Source organism: Kitasatospora sp. NPDC094028, assembly GCF_049543595.1.
In the GTDB taxonomy this organism is placed as follows: Bacteria; Actinomycetota; Actinomycetes; order Streptomycetales; family Streptomycetaceae; genus Kitasatospora.
Map to the genome: position 1 here is coordinate 7482 of NZ_JBMVFA010000050.1, position 18497 is coordinate 25978.

The following is an 18497-nucleotide window of genomic DNA, read 5'->3' on the forward strand; positions in this document are numbered from 1 at the left end:
GGGCGCCAAGGCAGCCATCACGACCACGATCGGTGGGTCGTCGCTCGCGAAAACGTGCACAAGCACCCCGCCGCTCCGGGGCTGCTGCACTCCACAACACGAAGCCACGATCGGTCGGTCGTGGTTCCATGCCGAAACGTTCATATCGACGAGGCCGGCCCGGGCGCCAAGGCAGCCATCACGACCACGATCGGTGGGTCGTCGCTCGCGAAAACGTGCACAAGCACCCCGCCGCTCCGGGGCTGCTGCACTCCACGGCACGAAGCCACGATCGGTCGGTCGTGGTTCCATGCCGAAACGTTCATAAGCGTGAGGGGTTGTTGATCCGCAGTGGATCAACAACCCCTCACGCGTCCTGCACCGTTCAGTCCACGAGCCGAAGCGCTCGCGTCTGCCCGTGGGCGGTCGGCGTCAGTCGGAAGAACTTGACCTGGGCTCGCCCGCCGGACTGCTCCAGCCATCCCGCGTCAACGAGCTGCTGCCGGATGCGAGAGAACATGGTCGGCGACCATCCCACAATGCCCGCCAGGTCCTTTGCGGACTGCTCGATCACCCCGTTCCGGCCGACGAGCTCCGGATCGTTGTAGAGCACGACCAGCAGGCGCTGGTTCGCGGTCAGGTTGTGGGTTCGCCTCAGCAGTTCCCCGAACGACATGCTCCTGCTCCCAGGCAGCGCAACCGTCTGAGTGCTCATCGGTCCTCCCACCACTCTCGAACTCTCGGGGCCAACCCAGGGATGTCCGGGGGGTTGAAGCGCTTCACCGCTTCACGCTGATCGTAGCCCGGACCGTGGAACGCGATGTAGGGCGTAATCCGGTACAACTTCGAGTTCCCGAACGTACCCACCGCGACCAGGATCCGGTGTTTGAGGAGCTTGCGGCTGATCCGGCCGATGGCATCCGCCGTCATGCCGACTTCCTTGCCGATGTCCGCCCCCGTCATCACCACGGGCTCCATGCCCTCTGGCGACGTTCCGATCCACCACAGGACCATGAACTTCTCGCCCGGGGTGAACTTGTTGCTGCGGCAGATGGCGCGGACGCGTTCCTTGTCGACGTTCGCGTGTCCGGAGTAGAACGCGAACGGAGCAAAGGGGAGAAGTTCCCCGTTCTCGTCCGCTGACGCGCGTCGACGCCGTGCGGCGGCAGCCACGTGGTCCCCTCCTTCCTCGGGCATAGGTCTTGGACCCTGCCACGGTCGGCCGCAGCGGATCAGATGGCCTAAAAGTACATGACCGAAACGTCACTGAGCCAACTTCAGGGGGCGCTCACGACCTCGTGTCGCGCCTCCCTCCAAGGGCATCCAAGATGTACTTTTCGGCACTGAACCACGACCGTACGATCGTGGTTTCCAGACCTCTTGATCTGGTCACCACGAGCTTGTGATCGCTTCACCACGGTCCTATGGACAGCCTTGGCAGCCCCTCGATCTGGGTAGCAGATCTGTCGATCGTGGCTCTGAAGGATATTTCCGCAGGTCAGCGCCCTAATCCGCTCTTCTGCCTCTCCTGCAACTGAACGACGCCGACGACACGAACACCTCTCAGCACGCTTGGCCATCCGGCTGCGGGTCGCTGCGTGCCAACCGCACCAGGAGCCCGGGGGCAACCCGCCGTCGCATACCGCTGCTCGGCCGCGGACGGCCTCCCAGCTCCCGGGTCACCTTGACGATGCGCTGGTCGGCTTCCCTCTCGGGCGGCGCGCATTCAGTGGCCTGTCTCCACGGCAACCACTCGGCAGCAACTCGGGACCGTTTCGGGCAGGCAGGAGCCCAGCCAGTTGATTCACCACTGACTGAAGCAACCACTTGGGCCAGGGGCAAGGGAGCACCGCCCGGAAGCCGGATGACACCGCCCCCAAGGCGGTGTCATCCGGCTGAGGACGGAGCGGACTGCGGCAGCGTAAGGGGTCTGGGGACCCGAGGTCCCCAGCGGGGGTCCGGGGGCTGGCCCCCGGAAGGGGGACTTGCGCTCCCTCAGTGACCACCGCCCAAGACGCGCGAACGGGCAGGTGCTCGAGAGGTGTTCGCCGCCCGGAGAGGCCGTCACGGTGCCGTTGCGCGACCAGCGCGCTGGCTTGCCCCGGTTGGCGAGGCCCGGTGGGCGTGCGGCGTGGGATGGCGTCAGTGGCCGGACATCTCGGAGTCGCGGCAGGCTCTTGGTGAGTCCGGCCCCGTCACTGAACGCGTGGGCGGGGCCGGCTCGCCGCCGGGTGGGTCGACAACCGCTAGAGCAGCCAGCCGAGGGCGGCCACGAGGTTACCGAGCAGAGCGAGGAGCATGAGTCTGTTCCTTTCAATTCCGTCGGAGCATGGTTACCGGCCATATGAGTTCAGCGCCGGGTACGGCTAAGGTCTGCAGCCCGTCGCACGCACTCCGTAGCTACCCGTGTCAAACGTGAGGTCACCCGAAAGATGGACGATTCACCCTAATGGGCCAACATGATGCGACCCGCCTCACGGGGGGCGCTGCTCGGTTCGGCACGCCCGATCCGTTGCTCAGGGGGCAGCAACGTGGGCGGGGAAGAAGGAGGACACCGCGATCGTCGCCGACCGTGGGGTCCCGCGTGGGCAGCGGATCGGCGGCAGGTTGATGTGAGAGCGTGCTCGGTGGGCCAGTGGCGTGCCGACACGGCCACTGCGGCGCCCCTCCTGGCAGAGAAGGGGAGTGCCAGCGCGCGTCAATCCACAAGCGGTCTGGCTGCCGGTCGGGGTGGGGACGCAGGCGATTCCCGGATCGGTCGCGGCTGCTTCCTGCCGATCATCGTCATGCGCGCGGCGATGACCCTGAATGAGAATCCTCGGGTTCCCGCACGGACGGGCGGAGAATGCGCCGTGTTGTTTACGCGCTACCGAGATGCCCGGTGCGACGGCTTCTTCCGACGGTCCTCCGGGGACTCCTGTCGGGCGACGAGCAGCTGGCGCACCATCTGCTGCAAGGACACCACGGCCGTCACCGGCGGAAGGCCCGCGACGACGGCCTCGGGCATCGTGCAGGGTGTGTTGACGATGCACAGGAGGCTAGCGATGCCCGCGAATGCCAGGATGACCGTCCAGGAGTTCGCCACCCTGCGCCCTCTCAGCGCGGCACGCAGAACGGAGAGGGACGCGACCATCCACGGTCCGTAGACGACGACCGGCCAGTACTGGGACAGACCCCTCGGCAGCTGCGAAAGGGCCACGTCCCGCAGCGGATGGTAGGAGATCATCCAACCGAGGATGCAGACCGCAGTGACGATCGTCAGCGTCAGGAATCCGATGATGGATCCGAGGATGTCGGGTTGGCGGCGTGCCGGGCGGGCGCGATGCTCCTGGCGGTCGGCGATCAACTGGGGGTGGAACCCCATGGCCGGCGGGCCGGCCTCCTCCTCGACCGCTTCCGCGTTCGAAGGATGCGGAAGTATCCCCGGGTCGGCCCAGCCGTTGACGACCGGGTCGGCCCAGCCGTTGACGACCGGATAGGACAGGTCGGCGGACAGCTGCCCGGCGGACGGCCAGAAGGGGCGGTTGTGTATGCCCCCGTCGTCGGGGTTGAATCCAGCTGTGCAGTAGGGGCTGAAATCGATGTCCGTCGACTCGTACAAAGAGGTCCTCCTGTTTGCGGCATCGTGGATCGCGTCCGGCGCTCTCAATCAGCCCGTTTATTTCTCTGATCGTTGCAGCCGTGTCGAGAAATCGAACTCGAGCTGGCGCAGGATGCGGAAGAGTTCGGCCAGTTGGCGTGAGCAATGCGTCAGCACCACGCGTTCGCCGTTCTTCACGAGATAACCACTTTCCAGGTCGCCTGCAGGATTCGTCCGGTCCGGAACGAATAGCCAGTTGTCACCGGCACTGCAGATCCGGTCCCGCTCCAGCGGCAATGGAGGAGGCGGCTTGACTGCTGTTGGACTCATGCCCCGACAACGATGGGCTAATCACCGGGAAATGTACGGCATCCGGGTGTCCTGAAATATGCTCAGGCTGCCGGCGCTCGGGGCTTTTACCCAGGCCGCCGGGCTCCTTGCCAAGCGTGCGGCGTTCTTGCGGCTGGCCTCGGATGGGGACGGTCAAAGCGAGCTCGACCTTGTCCGCTCGCTTGGCTTCCCCTCTTGCACAGCGGGACGGCCTCGAACGGTGCCGGATGCTTTGCGATTCTCCCCAGCGGGGCGCGCCCGCGCGCGGAGCCGCTCGGCAGTCGGCCTTCGGCCGGCCGCAAGGCCGGCGCTGCGCCCCTTTCCGATTCGGTCATCCGATTAACGGAAGCTCGGATTTGCGTGCGTGAAATGGCCGGTTGCACGTTCCCGTTTCGAGTGACTGGTGGCAGGACCGCTGGATGCCGCATCATGGCCGTCTGCATCCTGCCGTCGCCGTCACGCGGAATGCTCCGGGTGGACGATCGAACCCACAGCCAAGCGTTCGAGCTGTCCGTTCCTGCCGACTCGAGCTGTGGTCGGATGGTCCCTACGATGAGTCGTACACGAGAGGTATTCACACTCTGTGATGGGAGGAGTACTCTTGGTCGAGACTTGGTTCAGTCGTGGATCAGCCGTCCGGACTCCGGCGAGTCCGGACGGCTGTGGGGGTGCAGCCGGTGCGACATCGCAGTTCCAGATCGCCCCTCGGGCGCCCGGACTCGAAACCGCGTCAGGCGGAAGCGACCACTCGTGATCGCTTCTCCTCGTTCGTTCGACCTTCTTCAATCACTGTCCCCCCCCCTGCGGGGAGGTTTTGACGTGACCTAGCAGCATGGAGACGGCTTGGTCCGCACCACCGGACCTTCACCGTCTGTGCACAAATCACATGCCTCGGTGTCTGAACGCCCTGTATCCGTCATCGCCGACCACATCCCTGAGTCGACGACGGAATTTCACCACTGCCTCGGCCCGTCCGCACACTCTGGATCAGGCGAGAACCTGTGTCCTGACGGGCTGTTGCCTTCTCACACGTCCGTAAGTAGGCACTGCCATTTTGCATCACCGAATCAGAATCTGCCAGCCGCTCCCCGGCCATGTCGTGATCCGCCGTTCCGTCCTTCCCGGGGGAGGACGCAGGCATCTGAATGAGCGAAACCTCAAAGGACCTCCCCAAACGGGCTGTCGAGCGCGAGTGACCGCCGCTCGAATGGAGCCGGCCGGGCCGGGCAGCGAAGCGGGCGGGCGTCGGGTTTTCGGCGGTGCTCCGTGAGCCCGCCGTACTCGGGCACCGCGTGCACGGAGCGGGCCCAGGGCCACGGGCCTGCTCGCGGGCAGGCCCGCGCGACCGGGCGGACCGGCCTGCCCGCCACCCGGTTCCCGGCGGTGTGGCTCAGTGACAGGGACTTGACCGGCGACCTGATCCGGGTCGTGACACTGGTGCAGGACTACGGCTGGAAGTCGGGATTCTGCTTCGCCGCCGACGAGACCATCGGGCGGCAGCTCGGGCTGTCACGGGGCGGTGTCAACCGTCTGATCGCCAGAGCGAAGGCCAAGAACCTGGTTCGAGCGACTCGGAATCCCGCCACCGGAACCATGAACCGACGTGTCCGTCCGCCGGCCGACGACGAGCTGACCGTGTGCGTCGGCTCGTACGCCCGGGCGCGTCTGGCCGGTACCCGGTTCAAGGTCTATGCCCTGCTCTCCCTGCGGCAGCACTTCCCCGAACCGACTCCCGTCCCGCGGATCGCGCGCGAGTGCGGGATGAAGGAGGCAACGGCCCGTGAAGCGGTGGCCGAACTCCTGGCCCAGGGGTGGGTGAGCCGAGGAGCCGGCGAGAGGAGGGCGTACAGATACGTCGTCCATCCGGTGCCCGTCCGCGTACCGAACGGGCAGCCGGAGTCCCTCCCGAGCGGGCCCGTCCCCGCGTCGTGGTCCGCGGACGGGCCCGCGGGCGACGGTGTTGGAGTCCTCGACACCGGACCGGATTCCCGTCACGGCGACTCGCTCGACCCGTGCCGGCAGTCCGCCGGTTCGGTGACAGCCGATCCCCCCGCTCCGGTGACACCGGCCACCCCCGATTCGGTGGCAGAAACACGATCCTCCCAACATGACCTGCTGAACACGCCTGCGGTCGTGGGCGGTCGTCCGTCCCGCGAACCGGGAACCGTGCGCACCCGCGCGCGAGGCCACGCGGCGGGAACCGATGGGGACGCAGCAGGCCCGGCAGGGCGCGACAGACGGCAGAGCGACCGGAGGACGATCCGGTCGGTGACCGACGAGCAGAAGCGATGGGGCCGGCGAGCCGCGTCGTCGGCCCTGAGCCGTCTGCCGAGGCAACTGGCGGACCGGCTGACCGAGCGACAGCTCGACCTCCTCGCTCAGCACATCGTCGCAACATTCGCCGACTACGGCACATCCCCCGACGTCCACGGTGCGGTGGTCCTCGAAGCCCTTGAGTCGGCGTGGGAGTTCGCGCGCCGCAGGGAGCCGGTCGGCGCCGTGCCGTGGTCCTCGGTGGTCTCCCCGCTGCCCTGGCTGATCAAGGTCGTCGACCGGGCGAGCGAGACCGTCACCGGGAGCAGGCCTGTCCGGAGCCCCGAGTGCGCGCTCTGCCGCGGGCCCCTGGTCGTCCGCGACGCCGACGATCCGGAAACCTGCCGTTCCTGCGGTCCCGCCGCCGCCGCTGCCGCCTGCCGCCGGCTTCGGGAACAGTGGGAGCCGTCCGGCCACGCGCCGCACGTGCCACCCCCGACGGACCCGCTCACGCTGAGGGTCGCGCCCGGTGCGAGCGGACCCGCCGACCGGTCGGCGGCAGGGGGCGAGGAGTCGGAAGGAACAATCCTTCGCCGGCGGCTTGCTGCTCGCCGGCTCGAGCGGGAGCGGACCTGTGTCCGGGGTGGGGAGGCTCTGCAGACGGCCCGCCCCGCCGACGCCGCTCGGCACCGGTGGGGCGCCACCGAGGTCTCCCGTCAGGAGGCCGCCGGTCGGGGAAGCGCCGGCCAGGTGCCCGGACACGGGACCGGGCCCCGTGACGCGCTCCCGGAAGCCGTAGCGGCGTCCGATCCCGCTCCGCGGCGGCACGGCCGACCCGATGCGGGGAAGACCGGCACGGCCGACGCAGCGCGGCCGGGGCCTGCGAGACGCCACCGCGGACCCTCCCGCCGGGTCCACCTCTCCGATGGTCCGCCGGTTGCCCGCCGGCGCCAGAGGCCGACGCGGGTGCGGGGACAGCCCGCCGGGATCCTCGCCCCGGGTCCGGCTCCTGCCCTTCCGATCGAGCCTGCGGTCAGTGTGCCGTGATCGCCGCGGCCGGATCCCGGCCGGTTCCCTCACGCGGTATTCCGCGATCAACGGGCAGTCGCCTCCGGATATGGTGTCCAATTTCCTGAGCGACCGGACCGGGATATGAAAATTTCCCGCGGAAGGGCTCCCGGCCCGGTCGCACAAGCGGTTTGCATTTCCGGCGCGCTCGGCCGTACGGGTGAAGCGACCGGTCGGGGGATTGCGGCTATTTCGGTCCGATGAGTAACTGGGTGCATCCGAACCGGGTGGGTCACCCATCCTCTCCGGGGGTAAGCAGCTGCGGTGTCTGCCAGCGCTTCCGGCCTGCGCCTAATCGCTGAAGTTGGCGCGTTGCCGTACCCCGGTCGAGGAAATTGGATCCGCGGGCCGGTGCGATTCTCATCGCACCGGCCCGCGTCGGTTCGCAGGGCCGTCTCCGCTGGAGTCGGCAGAAGCACTCCTTCCGGGCGTGTACGGGCCTTTGGGATCACACCGTTGATCACAGGCCGGATGCGCCTGCGGCGCAGCTCCTCGCGGTGACGGTGCTGCTGGTGGCCGCGCCTCGTCGACGGTGTCTGCGACGTCGGTGCGACGTCCGGCTGACCGGCGCGCGGCCGGGGCGGACTTCGCCTCGTGACCCCGCCCGTGCGTCGGCGCGCCGGTCGTCCGAGGTTGGCCGGTCCGGCAGCGCATCCCCACCAGGACGTTTTCCCCGGTCGCGACGCGGCAGGAGAAACGGCTGATTTCGGCCAGGTCGGTGCGGAATTCTGTGAGCGAGTCGCCGGCCGCCCCCTGTGCGCCCGGAGGGAAGTTTGTCCCAAAAGGCTCCACTGATTTCCTGGACCAATGGCCCCGGATGTCCGCCATTCGCCGTCAAATCCGGACCCGAGTGGACGAAACAGGCCGTTTCATTCCGCCGGATCATCGGCGGCGTGAACTATTCCTACCTTCACACTAGGCGCTGCATTGCATAAATGCGCCCCCCTTTTCTTGCGGCGGATAGCTCCCCGTGAATAATCTATTTCTGATTTACTTCCACCAGTCCGGCGCCCGCTCGGCCGGCTGCGCGCCGAAGGGATTGATCCCCAGGCGCCGGGTGTGGACCGGGACGCGAAAGCCATGATCAGTCGCACCGGCAGCCGCATTCGGCCCGTGAGTCGAGAAGCGGTGCCCGCCGTTCACCGAGGAGGAGATTCCACTGACCACCGCAGAGATCGATGGACGGCCGACAGGAGCTCTCGCCGAAGATGACCTGCGCCATTTGGTCAGGGGCCGTCCGCTGTTCTTCAGGCTGCCGTCCCTGGTCCGCGCGGTACCGATCTCCCGGCGGCTGGCAGGGTTGTGGCTGGACGCCGAGGGCGTGCGGGCCGGCCATACCCGGGACGCCGTCCTGCTGGTGATCTCCGAACTGGTCACCAATGCCCTCGAGCACTCCAACAGCGCGCACATCACCGCCTGGTTGCGCCGGACGGCGGACCGGATCCTGTTGGAGGTCCGTGACCAGGGAAAGACCTCCGCGGTGCCGCAGTTGCACCGAGCCGCGCCGGACGAGGGCCACGGCAGGGGTCTGGCGCTCGTCGCGGACTACTCGCAGGACTGGGGGGTACGGCGCAGTACGGACGGCAGCTGCTCGGTGTGGGCCGCCGTCCCGCTGTCCGGTCGGAGCGCCGCGGCGTGCTGACCGTTGTGGGACGGTCGCGATCCAGCCGGGCCGGGCGGCGCATCGAGCTTCAGCCCCGGTCTTCCACCGTGCACATCGTGAGGAGAACCCATGTCCAGCTCAGGTATCGAGAGCCGTGAGATCGTCAACAGCGTCATCAACTCGGTGGCCCGGCTCGACCGCGACGGCCTGCGTCGCCTCGATTCCGAAGGGCTCAGCGCGCAGTTCAACGCGCGCCTGGAGCTCGAGGACTACTTCCACGCGGTCTGGGAGCACTTGAAGGAGTGCGGTGAGCGCCCGGCCATCCGCACGGAATACCAGCCGCTCGCCGCTGTCCTCGACCTGCTCGCGGGCTTGAGTGAGAACGTCATGTTCGCGGATGGCTTCATGCAGCAGGATCTGTTCCGCCAGCCCCAGCAGTGACAGGCCCCTCCGGAGGCAGGTGCCCAGGGTGCCGGCGGGAGGACGCCGGCGTCCGTGCCGGTCGACCGGCCGGGGACAAGGGCGCGGGGGCGGGCTTGCGTGCTCGGAACGCCGGGGCCCGGGCGGCAGCGCGGTTCAAGGGTGCGAAGCCCCGGGAGACGAGCAGGACGCCGATGCCTCGGCGGGCCGCGCATCAGGTCACGCCCGCAGTGGCGGGGCTCCACGACCGCGCAATCGGTGGACGCGCCGGTCCCGTTTCACCGGGGACTCCTCACGCCCGCACCGGTGCCGTGAGGCCGTGCGGCGAGGTGGGGACGGCGCCCACCTCGCCGGTCGCCGGCGGGCCTTCGCGGACCATGCGGGCAACGGCGGTCTCCGAAGGGCGGGCCGAATTCGGCGGCCGCCTCGAAGGCCGAGGCCTTGTCGACCGGCGCCGGCGCCGTCGTGCCGCGCCGGTGAAGCGGACGGTTCCACGGCGTGGCCCGACCGCCGGGGCCCCGCACCCGAGCGGGTCGACGACGGGCACCCGTACGCCGCGAGACCTCACACCTCGGAGTACCCGAGGATATCCAGGGCCTCCGTCAACTCGGCCGCCACGGCGTCCTCGCTGTCCAGTGCGGCAGCGGAGTCGCCGACCGAGTTGGACACCGCCGCGTTGAGGCTGTCGGTCGCCGCGGCGATGACGTCCACGCGGACTTGGGCGGGCTGGCAGGAGCAGTCGTGCCTCGCTCCGGCCAGGATGACGAGGGTGCGGAGGTTGTAGGAGCCGGCGCCGGCGGTGTCACCGGCGGTGTCGGCGTCGGTGGCCGCCGCGTTGCTGTCGAGCGCGGCCGCGAGATCGTCGGCACACGCCGACACGGGGGCTTCCGCGGCCTGGGCCGCGGGGGCGACGGCGAGGGCCGCGCCGGTTGCGATGGCGACGGCGACGACGCTGGCGGCGAGACGAGAACGGGTCATCCGAATCCCCTCCGAAAAGAAGCGTTTCATGCCGGCGGGGCGCCGGCATGGACGGAAGGTAATGCACCGCCGAGTGCGGATGGCAGGGCGCGTGGACGGGCAGGTTGGTGCGAAGAATTGATGTTTTGGTAATCGAAGGCGAATTCAGTAGTTTTCATACAAAAGTTGCGCTACTCCATTCGGGTCACTATTGGGAGGACCGGCGTCCGGCTCCGGAAGAGTGGGATGGGGAATTCGTTTAGCAATTCCCGGCGTTTTACTTGCCGCCGGTCTGTGAAAGTACCCGGCTCCTGCCGGCCGCGCGCAGGACGGGGCCGCGCCCGCACGCATCCTCGGGCGCGGCCCGCCGGGCCCCCCCCCCCCCCGGGGGGCCCCCCGGGGGGGGGGGGGGGGGGCCGCGGGCCGGGGGCCGGCCGCCCCGGCCCGGGCGGGGGCCGCCCCCCCCCCCAGCGGGGGGCGCGCCCCGCCGGGCCCCGCACCGGACGTGATCACGTCCGGTGCGGGGTCCGGCGGGCCGAAGGCCGTCGTACGCGCTATCCCGTCCGGTCCGGGTGCCTCGCCGACCCGGTGTGGCTTCGCCGGTACGGCGTCGGGTCGTGCTGCCGATGCGCGGCGAGGTGGATCGCGGCTCCGGAACGGACGTGCTCCTCGTCCTCGGTGGGCTCCTTCCGGATCCGGTCGAGAACACCCGTCCACCGCCAGGACCGGCCGGCGCACGCCGACGAACCGCCGGCCTGTCGACCGGGCTCTAATCCGTCCTCCTGGCGGGTGTCCTGTCGGAGCGCGTCGGCCGCCGCGAGCGCTTCGGCGGACGGCGGACTGTACATCCTGCTGCTGCAGGTCGGCCTCGGCACCGGGAGCGGACGCTCGAGACCGATCCCGTACCGGTGGCCGATGACCGACAGGCTGGCACCGTCGGGCGCCAGTGAATGCTGGGCGATCACCCGTCCACGAGGGGTCGCGATCGCCAGGAGGGGGTCACCGAGCCTTCGGCGCACTTCCACGGTGTGGCCGTGCAGATGCCGCGGAACCGCGTAGAGATTGCCCCGGTACGACACCATGCTGTTGGCCGAGACCGCGCGGGTCACGCTGATCCTGGCGGGGTACGGGTCGTGGGGGAGGTCGAGCAGGACCGGCGCGGGCGGCACGGTGCTTCCGTCGTGGCCGGCCCGTGCCGAGGCCTGGCGGGTGTGCATGAGCCTGGCCAGCCTGTCGAGGCTCTCCTGCGCCTCCAGCGGGCCGGTGTCCGCACCGCCGGTTCGCCACCACAGGGCGAGCGCCTGCCCGATCGCCTCGTCGTCGGCGTCCTGCCGCGCCGGACCGAGATCCGCGACGACACCGTAGTGCTTCGCGACCCTGCCCAGCGCCGTGGTCAACTTTCCGCCTCCCGGGCAGTGGATCGGCTGCGTCCGGTCGAAGCGCCAGCGCCAGCCGGTCCCGCCGAACTGGCGCAGGATCCGGTCGACGGAGCCGACCAGGTGGCCGAAGTCGATCTGCTCCGCGAGCGCCGCGCTCCAGCGCTGGGAGCGGGTCAGGTGGCCCACCAGGACGCAGGCGTGGGTGCTACCCCAGTCCGCGGGGGGGTCGCAGAAGACGAACCAGCGGAAGTGCACTTCCTCCGCGTCGTCCTGCCGAGCGGGGCGGGTGCGGGGCGGACGCTGGCACAGCGGGCACCTGGGACGCAGCTGATGGGTCCGCAGGGCGCGGGTGAAGGTCGAGTAGCCGCCGTTGTAGCCGAGATCGACGAGTTCGGCGAACAGCGCCGACGCCTCGAAGTGGGCGTCGTCCTGCAGCCGCAGGCGGCAGTAGGGGATGAACCGCTCGAACTCGCCCCAGCCGGAGCTGCGGACCCCGACCGTGCGCTTCCCGCTCAGATAGGAGCTCACCGTCTTGCGGTCGCGGCCGAGGAGACGGGCGATTGCGGCGATGGACAATCCTCGGGATCGCAGGGCACAGATGTTGATGTATTCCTCTCCGGTCAGCAATTTTGCTCCTGTAAGGATCCGGTGCGGATTACGGCTCCCTTGTGGGACCCATTGGAAGCCAGGAAATATACACGAAATCCGGAGGTGGGAGCAGAAAGGATTTTTCAAGACGTCGCCGATTGCTGTGCAATTTGGGTGAGCGAATTGCGCTGTCGTCAATTGGCAAAGGCCTCATGCATCTCATGTCAAGTCGTACGCGGAGGTCGGCCAAAGAGTGGCCGGATCTCGACTGTCGGATGCTTGACGATTTTCGCAAGTGCGCAATGAGGGCCGACTGGAATAGACCTCTGCGGGCGCGACGGCGCTCGCGGTGCTCCCGGAATTCCGGGCCGCGCACGCGTCCGGCCGCCCGTCGCGCCACTGTTCGGCGTGCCGTGGCGCGCACGGCGGCGATTCCGGACGGTCGCACGGCCGGCACCGCCGCTCGGAGAAATGGTCAGTGGCATATGCGGATGTGCGCACGCACCCGCGCGCCCCCCGTTCGCTCCTGTGCCCGGACGTCGGCCGGGCCGGGCATCAACGGCGGTTGACACGTCGTGGGCCTGCGCGCCGCACACCGGAAGCGCACGCGGCCGCCAGGGGACCGACTCGCGGATGGCCCCGCCGGTGCGGCCGGGAAGGTCCGTGCGTTCGGCGCGGCTGGGCGTTCGCGCCGGGGTGGGTCGCGCCCCCAGCTGCAACGTGCCGCCAATCGGGTGATGCGGCGTCAAGTGCCTTGCCTGGTTGTCACCTCAATGGGTTACTGGAAGCTCCAATCCGGTGGGTCGCCCATCCTCTCCGGGGGAGTGGGGCGTCGGCCTGCCGTACGGCCGGTCACTACCGTGGCGCCATGGGCTCTCCTGGCAGGGACGTGAACGATCCGCCCGCCACCGCGACCGGCGACATCCATCCAGGACGGTCTCGTCCTCACGCCCGGAAAGCGGCTCGGCCACACCCGTGGACCGGCCCGCCGACGCCCGGTTCACCGCCCCGGCCGTCCGTCCCGTCCCCCGCCGGGGCCTGGTCCGACCCGCACCGTGCGTAACCCGCGATTCCTCCTGGGCCCGCCGTCGCGGCATTCACCCACCTCGTTCAAGGAGGCAGTCGTGCCCATCTCCCCCAACCAGGGATCGACCGGCGGCGGAACCATCGTCACCATCACCGGCGTCAACCTCGCCGGGGCCACCGCCGTGCACTTCGGCTCCAGGCTGGCCGCCATCACCGCCAACACCCCCACCTCGGTCACCGTCGTCGCGCCGTCGGGCAGTGGGACGGTCCAGGTGACCGTGACCACCCCGGGCGGCACCAGCAACCCGCTCAACTTCTACTACGTCGGTGCGCCGTTCAAGGCCGCGCTCAGCGACACCTCCGGGCCGCTGGCCGGCGGCAACACCGTCACCATCACCGGCACCGGGCTGTCGACCGCCACCGCCGTGAACTTCGGGGCCAACACCGCGACGCCGACCGTCGTCAGCGACGGCCTCATCACCGTCACCGTGCCCGCGGGCACGGCCGCCGGATCGGTCGGGGTGAGCGTGACCACTGCGGGCGGAACCAACAACGGCTTCACCTACTCCTACGTGGACGCGCCCACCGTGGCCACTGTCGTGCCCGGCGTGGGCCCGACCTCCGGCGGCACCCCGGTGAGCATCACCGGCACCTCCCTGGGCAGCACCCAGTCGGTCACCTTCGGCGGCACGCCGGCCCCGTTCGTGGTCGTCAGCGACACCGTCGTCACCGCCGTCACGCCGCCCGGCACCGCCGGGGCCGTCGACGTCATGGTCACCACCGCGGGCGGCACCGCGACCGCCGTGGGCGGGTTCACGTACCTCGCCGGCCCCGGGATCTGAGCCGGAGGTCAGACCACCGGCCACCGGACCGCACGGCCGACGAGGCCGTTGCCCGGGCGGGACCGTCATCGGCCACGCCCGGGCAGTCTCGTCCCGCCGTACCCGCCGCCCGGTTCCCCGCCGGCCCCTTGCGCGATCGGACGGTCGGCTCCGTTCCCCCGGGGGCCGGCGGCCGTGGGCGCCGCGATCGGGCGCAGGCCGAGTACCGAGTCCACGGCCGCCGCGCGCAGGACGGCGCCACCCGCGTCGAGGCCGCGTCGGGCACCTTACCCGGCGCGCTGAAGCGTCGCGGGGGTGAAGAGCGCCGCCGCACGCCCCGCCACGCTCCGCATTTGACGTGTGACTATGCGTTACGCATATTCTTCTGGAAAGTCGGCGGGCGGCCTCCAGCTCCGGAGCCGGCTGCCCGATCCAGAAGGGGTTCTGCCTGCCGGGGGACATCGGGCACGAGTCGCGTGACCAGGGGATTCCGGCCCCGTTCCGAGGGGTTGACCGCGATTCGGTGAGTGGCGTCCGCGTTCAGCGGCCACTGGTTGATCCTCTCGGGACGGCTGTAGTCGCGAAGAGGAGATCAACACGATGACCGCACCCAACGGTGCGAGGTTGCCCGCACGTCCGGTCGGCGATCCGGTCCCGGAGCATCCCGGTCCGTCCCGCCGCCCAGGCGGTCCTGCCGTCGGCGCGCTCTTTCGCGTGCGTCCCGGACACGCGCCAGACGGGGGCGGTACACGGTACCGCCGTTTCGACGAAACGGCGGTACCGCGATGAGTTTTCTGGCCGTGGACTGGGCCCTCGAACATTCGCCGGTGAACGACCCCTACGAGCGGCTGCTGCTGACCGTGCTGGCGCGCAAGGCGAACTCGGACGGGACCGACGCCTATCCGTCACGGAACTCGCTGGCGATGGCGGCCCTGTGCGACAAGTCGACGGTCACCCGCCGGCTGAAGCGGTTGGAATCCCGCGGCATCATCCGTGAGGGCGATCAGCGGGCGGCCTTCCGCATCCCGAAGCCCCTGCGGCCGAAGGTGTACGACATCTTGATCCCCTTCTCCTTCTTCAGCCCCGAACAGCTGGCCAAGGTGAACGAGGACCGGGCCGACCGCGGACTGGGACCGCTGACGGCCGAGGACCGGCCGCCGCTCGCTCCCGCACCGCCGCGCAAGCCCCGGGTCGACAAGGGGACGAAACGGTCCGCAACTCCGGACGTCCCGGGGGGCGCTTCGAGCACCCCGGGTGCTTCAAGCACCCCCCGTCCGGATTCGCCCGGTTCACAGGCCTTCGACCCGGGTGCTTCAAGCACCGGGGTGCTCGAAGCGCTGTCAGGAGGTGCTTCAAGCACCCCAACTCTGTCCTCTAACTCAGTCCACTCCTCTTCTGGTCCGTCCACGGCGCAGCCGGCGGTGGGGAGGCGGAAGAAGACCGGCACGGCCGATCCGAGAACCGCTCCCGGGCGGTTCGGGGACAGCGGCGAAACCGGCGCCGAGGACGCCCGGGTGCAGCAGATCGTCGCGGCCTGGATCAACGCACGCAAGGCCGCGGGCTTCGGCCCGCACCGCCGGGCGACAGCGCTGCGCGACTTCACCGCGGCAGCGACCACGTTGGTGCGGCAGGGCCGGCCGGTGAACTGGCTGGTCGCGGTCGCGACGTGGATGGGAACCGAGCAGCCGTCCTGGGTGGGCCTGGGTGAGGCCACCAAAGCCCAGTACGCCGGTGCTCCGGCCGAGCCGGGCCTCCAGGGCACCTGGTCGCCGACACTCCGGTCGTTCTGCGGAGACTGCGACGAAGGCTGGGTCTACAGCCGCGTCAACGGCATGGAGACCGCGGATCGCTGTGCCTGCACGTCCGCCGCGCAACTGGTTCCCAGCAGCACTTGACCGGCCGGTCCCGTGCGCCGGAGAGCAGGAAGGCGGCGCCCGTGACCCTGCCGGCCCGCCCCTCGCCATGACAGGAGACCGCCATGACGATCCCTCCGCAAGCCTCCCCGCACCTGTCGCAGACGGACCCGGGCCGCCGGCGCGACCGGGGGGAAGAAGAGGAACGGGAGACGGAACGCCGGCCCCCGCAGGACCTCTCGGCCGAGCAGTCCGTGCTGGGCAGCATGCTGCTCTGCCCGGATGCCATCAACAACGTCACGGGCACGGCCCTGAGACCGGAGCACTACTACCGCCCCGCGCACGCCCTGATCCACCGGGCGATCCTCGACCTGTACGCGGCCGACCAGCCGGCCGACCCGATCACCCTGGCGCACGAGCTCACCAAGCGCGGCCAGCTCTGCAGGGTCGGCGGCGCCTCGTACCTGCACACCCTGGTGGACTCCGTCCCGACCACGGCCAACGTGGAGTATTACGCCGAGATCGTCCACGAGCGCGCCGTGCTGCGCCGCCTGATCGTGGCGGGTACCCGGATCACCGGCATGGGGTACGCCGCCGAAGGTCACCTGGAAACCGTCCTGGACACCGCCCAGACCGAGGTCATGGCTGTCACTTGCGGTATCGAGGCCGCCGACGATCAAGTGAAGGACTGGGCCGAGATGATCGACGCGATGTTCGCCGCGGAAGAGGCCGGACCGGTCCCCTTCCTGCCACTGCCGTACGCGGACCTGGAAGCCGGTCTGCGCATCGAGCCCGGCGATCTCGTCGTCGTGGGCGCCAGGCCCGCGATGGGGAAGTCCGTGATGTTGGTCGACCTGGCCCGGCACGCTGCGATCCGCCACCGCCTTCCGGTCTACCTGAACAGCTTGGAGATGACACATACGCAGGTGATCCAGCGCATGGTCGCTGCCGAAGCCCGTATCCCCCTGCACGGCATCCGCGACCGCACGCTGAACAAGGAGCAGGAGGCACGGCGGCTACGGGCCATCGCCCTGGCCGGCGCCCCTCCGCTGACCGTCGACACGAGCGAGGAGGTCAGCATCCCCCGGCTGCGTTCCCGGCTGCGCCGCATGCAGTCCCAGGGACGGCTCCCGGCCGTCCTCCTGGTCGACTACCTGCAGTTGATGACCCCCGAGACCGGCCGGGCCACCAGCCGCACGACCGAGGTGGACGAACTCGCCCGCGGCCTCAAGATACTCGCGAAGGCTTTCAACATTCCGGTGGTCGTGGCCGCTCAACTCAACCGGTGCGTCGAGCAGCGCGCGGACAAGAAACCCGCCATGGCCGATCTGCGGGAATCCGGTGGCATCGAGGCCAATGCCAACGCAATCATCCTGCTCCACCGGGAGGACGCCTACGCGAAGGATTCTCCGCGCGCCGGCGAGGCGGACCTGATCGTGGCCAAGAACCGCATGGGCGGCACATTCACGGCGACGGTCGCGTTCCAGGGCCACTATTCGCGATTCGTCGACATCACCCGCAACGTCACATGACGTCCCCGGGGTCCCGGCTTCCGCGGCCGGATCCCACGGCGGACGGCCGACCTTGGACACTGGAGGGACTTCGCAGGTCAGCGACTCGGCCGGTGCCGGGCGTGCCGGGAACGACACGGCTGTGAGGCCAGTCGACCCGGCCCGCTGCGACAACCTTCAAGCGTCCTCGGAGCAGGTCCCGCGGACCGATCCCGCGGCGCAACCCCGGGCCGGGGAGTCGCGATCCCGCCGGGTGGGGAATCAGTGTGAGGATTCCCCACAGGGGTCCGTTTTCGCTGATCGGCGTCGGGTCGCGCGCCACGGAATCGGCCGTTTCCCGGGCTCTGGGAGACGGCCGGGCGCTGCGCCAAGCGGGTGAAAGCAGGTCGGAAGTCTTGTCACCGATTTCACGGCTCTGGATTACTTTTCCGTATCCAACCGGCGGGCCGCCCATCCCTCCCGGGGGAAGCGCGCAGTCGGCGTCCGCTGTTGCTTCAGGCGGCGGGGTGGCGTGCGGCTCGCGATGGGCACCCCCGTGGAGGACGTGGATCCATCTGCCGGCACCGTCCCAGCGGTGCCGGCGGATGCGGCGGCTTACATACGCCAGGAGGCGTCATGCAAGCGATCCAAAGGCTCCGAGGCGTGCTGGCCCGTGCGGCGGACAGGTGGTCCGCCGGCTCCCCTCCCCCGGACCGCAGACGGACAACCTCAGCGCTGTGGTGCTGGGGTCATCTGCTGGGGTGGTACGTGCCGACGGTGCTGGTGGGCCGTCAACCTACGGGTGGACCGTCGAGGACGGAGAGCGCGACCGCGGCCGACGACGGCCACGTCTTCGAACGGAACTCCTCCGTGATGCGCTCGGCCGAGCCCGTCCGCGGCAAGCACCGGCGGCGCCGGGGGCGGATCGGCCGAGGACGGCGCCTGGGACGTCCCGGGGAGGCTCCCCACGACGGCGACCGGGCGGATGGCGGCGAGCTCCTCCACTGGGACGAGCCGGTCTGTTCCGCCTGACCCGCCCAGCGACGCACCCCTGACGAGCCCCGGTCGATGTTCCCTCCGTCGACCGGGGCTCCCCGCCTCGGCGCCCGTCGTCGCGCATCCCCGGGCGAACAACCGACTCTGAAGCCGC

At 69.6% G+C, this 18497-nt stretch carries 12 protein-coding genes; 6 read left to right on the forward strand and 6 right to left on the reverse strand.

The annotated features are described in order from the left end of the window. Positions 1-364: 364 nt before the first annotated feature. From ACPC54_RS39215 to ACPC54_RS39230, 4 genes are all read right to left on the reverse strand, one after another. The gene (locus ACPC54_RS39215; RefSeq protein WP_498972017.1) at positions 365-694 is read right to left on the reverse strand and encodes a cyclic nucleotide-binding domain-containing protein; all 330 of its coding nucleotides are present in this window, start codon (positions 692-694) and stop codon (positions 365-367) included. Then, complete coding sequence (locus tag ACPC54_RS39220) at positions 691-1152, reverse strand: MarR family transcriptional regulator (protein ID WP_498972019.1); 462 nt, start codon at positions 1150-1152, stop codon at positions 691-693. Before ACPC54_RS39220 ends, ACPC54_RS39215 begins: the two co-directional genes overlap by 4 nt. Positions 1153-2845: 1693 nt before the next feature. Further along, positions 2846-3580: a DUF2637 domain-containing protein gene (locus ACPC54_RS39225; RefSeq protein ID WP_498972021.1), complete on the reverse strand. Its 735-nt coding sequence runs from the start codon at positions 3578-3580 to the stop codon at positions 2846-2848. Positions 3581-3637: 57 nt separating this feature from the next. After that, positions 3638-3889: a hypothetical protein gene (locus tag ACPC54_RS39230; RefSeq protein WP_498972023.1), complete on the reverse strand. Its 252-nt coding sequence runs from the start codon at positions 3887-3889 to the stop codon at positions 3638-3640. 1404 nt (positions 3890-5293) lie between these two features. Between ACPC54_RS39230 and ACPC54_RS39235 the strand changes: the two genes are divergently transcribed. The 3 genes from ACPC54_RS39235 to ACPC54_RS39245 all read left to right on the forward strand — a co-directional run bounded on the left by ACPC54_RS39235 (position 5294) and on the right by ACPC54_RS39245 (position 9254). Next, positions 5294-7189: a MarR family transcriptional regulator gene (locus ACPC54_RS39235; RefSeq protein WP_498972025.1), complete on the forward strand. Its 1896-nt coding sequence runs from the start codon at positions 5294-5296 to the stop codon at positions 7187-7189. 1243 nt (positions 7190-8432) lie between these two features. After that, the gene (locus tag ACPC54_RS39240; RefSeq protein WP_498972027.1) at positions 8433-8852 is read left to right on the forward strand and encodes an ATP-binding protein; all 420 of its coding nucleotides are present in this window, start codon (positions 8433-8435) and stop codon (positions 8850-8852) included. A 90-nt stretch (positions 8853-8942) separates the two neighbouring features. After that, on the forward strand, positions 8943-9254 hold the full coding sequence (locus tag ACPC54_RS39245) for a hypothetical protein (protein WP_498972029.1): 312 nt from the start codon (positions 8943-8945) through the stop codon (positions 9252-9254). A gap of 543 nt (positions 9255-9797) precedes the next feature. Here ACPC54_RS39245 and ACPC54_RS39250 read toward each other — a convergent pair. Both ACPC54_RS39250 and ACPC54_RS39255 read right to left on the reverse strand, forming a co-directional pair. After that, on the reverse strand, positions 9798-10211 hold the full coding sequence (locus ACPC54_RS39250) for a hypothetical protein (protein WP_498972031.1): 414 nt from the start codon (positions 10209-10211) through the stop codon (positions 9798-9800). 533 nt (positions 10212-10744) lie between these two features. After that, entirely contained in the window at positions 10745-12145 is a 1401-nt protein-coding gene (locus ACPC54_RS39255) for a Mu transposase domain-containing protein (RefSeq protein WP_498972033.1), read from the reverse strand. A 1136-nt stretch (positions 12146-13281) separates the two neighbouring features. Here ACPC54_RS39255 and ACPC54_RS39260 point away from each other — a divergent pair. From ACPC54_RS39260 to ACPC54_RS39270, 3 genes are all read left to right on the forward strand, one after another. Then, positions 13282-14025 carry an IPT/TIG domain-containing protein gene (locus ACPC54_RS39260; protein ID WP_498972035.1) on the forward strand — a complete coding sequence of 248 codons (744 nt, stop codon included), beginning with the start codon at positions 13282-13284 and terminating at the stop codon, positions 14023-14025. An 806-nt stretch (positions 14026-14831) separates the two neighbouring features. After that, positions 14832-15899: a helix-turn-helix domain-containing protein gene (locus tag ACPC54_RS39265; RefSeq protein ID WP_498972037.1), complete on the forward strand. Its 1068-nt coding sequence runs from the start codon at positions 14832-14834 to the stop codon at positions 15897-15899. Positions 15900-15982: 83 nt separating this feature from the next. Then, complete coding sequence (locus ACPC54_RS39270; RefSeq protein ID WP_498972039.1) at positions 15983-17389, forward strand: replicative DNA helicase; 1407 nt, start codon at positions 15983-15985, stop codon at positions 17387-17389. The last annotated feature ends 1108 nt before the right edge of the window (positions 17390-18497 follow it).

Coding starts and splice junctions, on each gene's coding strand:
- ACPC54_RS39230 (WP_498972023.1), bottom strand. CDS start 3,889: ATGAGTCCAACAGCAGTCAAGCCGCCTCCTCCATTGCCGCTGGAGCGG.
- ACPC54_RS39215 (WP_498972017.1), bottom strand. CDS start 694: ATGAGCACTCAGACGGTTGCGCTGCCTGGGAGCAGGAGCATGTCGTTC.
- ACPC54_RS39250 (WP_498972031.1), bottom strand. CDS start 10,211: ATGACCCGTTCTCGTCTCGCCGCCAGCGTCGTCGCCGTCGCCATCGCA.
- ACPC54_RS39270 (WP_498972039.1), top strand. CDS start 15,983: ATGACGATCCCTCCGCAAGCCTCCCCGCACCTGTCGCAGACGGACCCG.
- ACPC54_RS39245 (WP_498972029.1), top strand. CDS start 8,943: ATGTCCAGCTCAGGTATCGAGAGCCGTGAGATCGTCAACAGCGTCATC.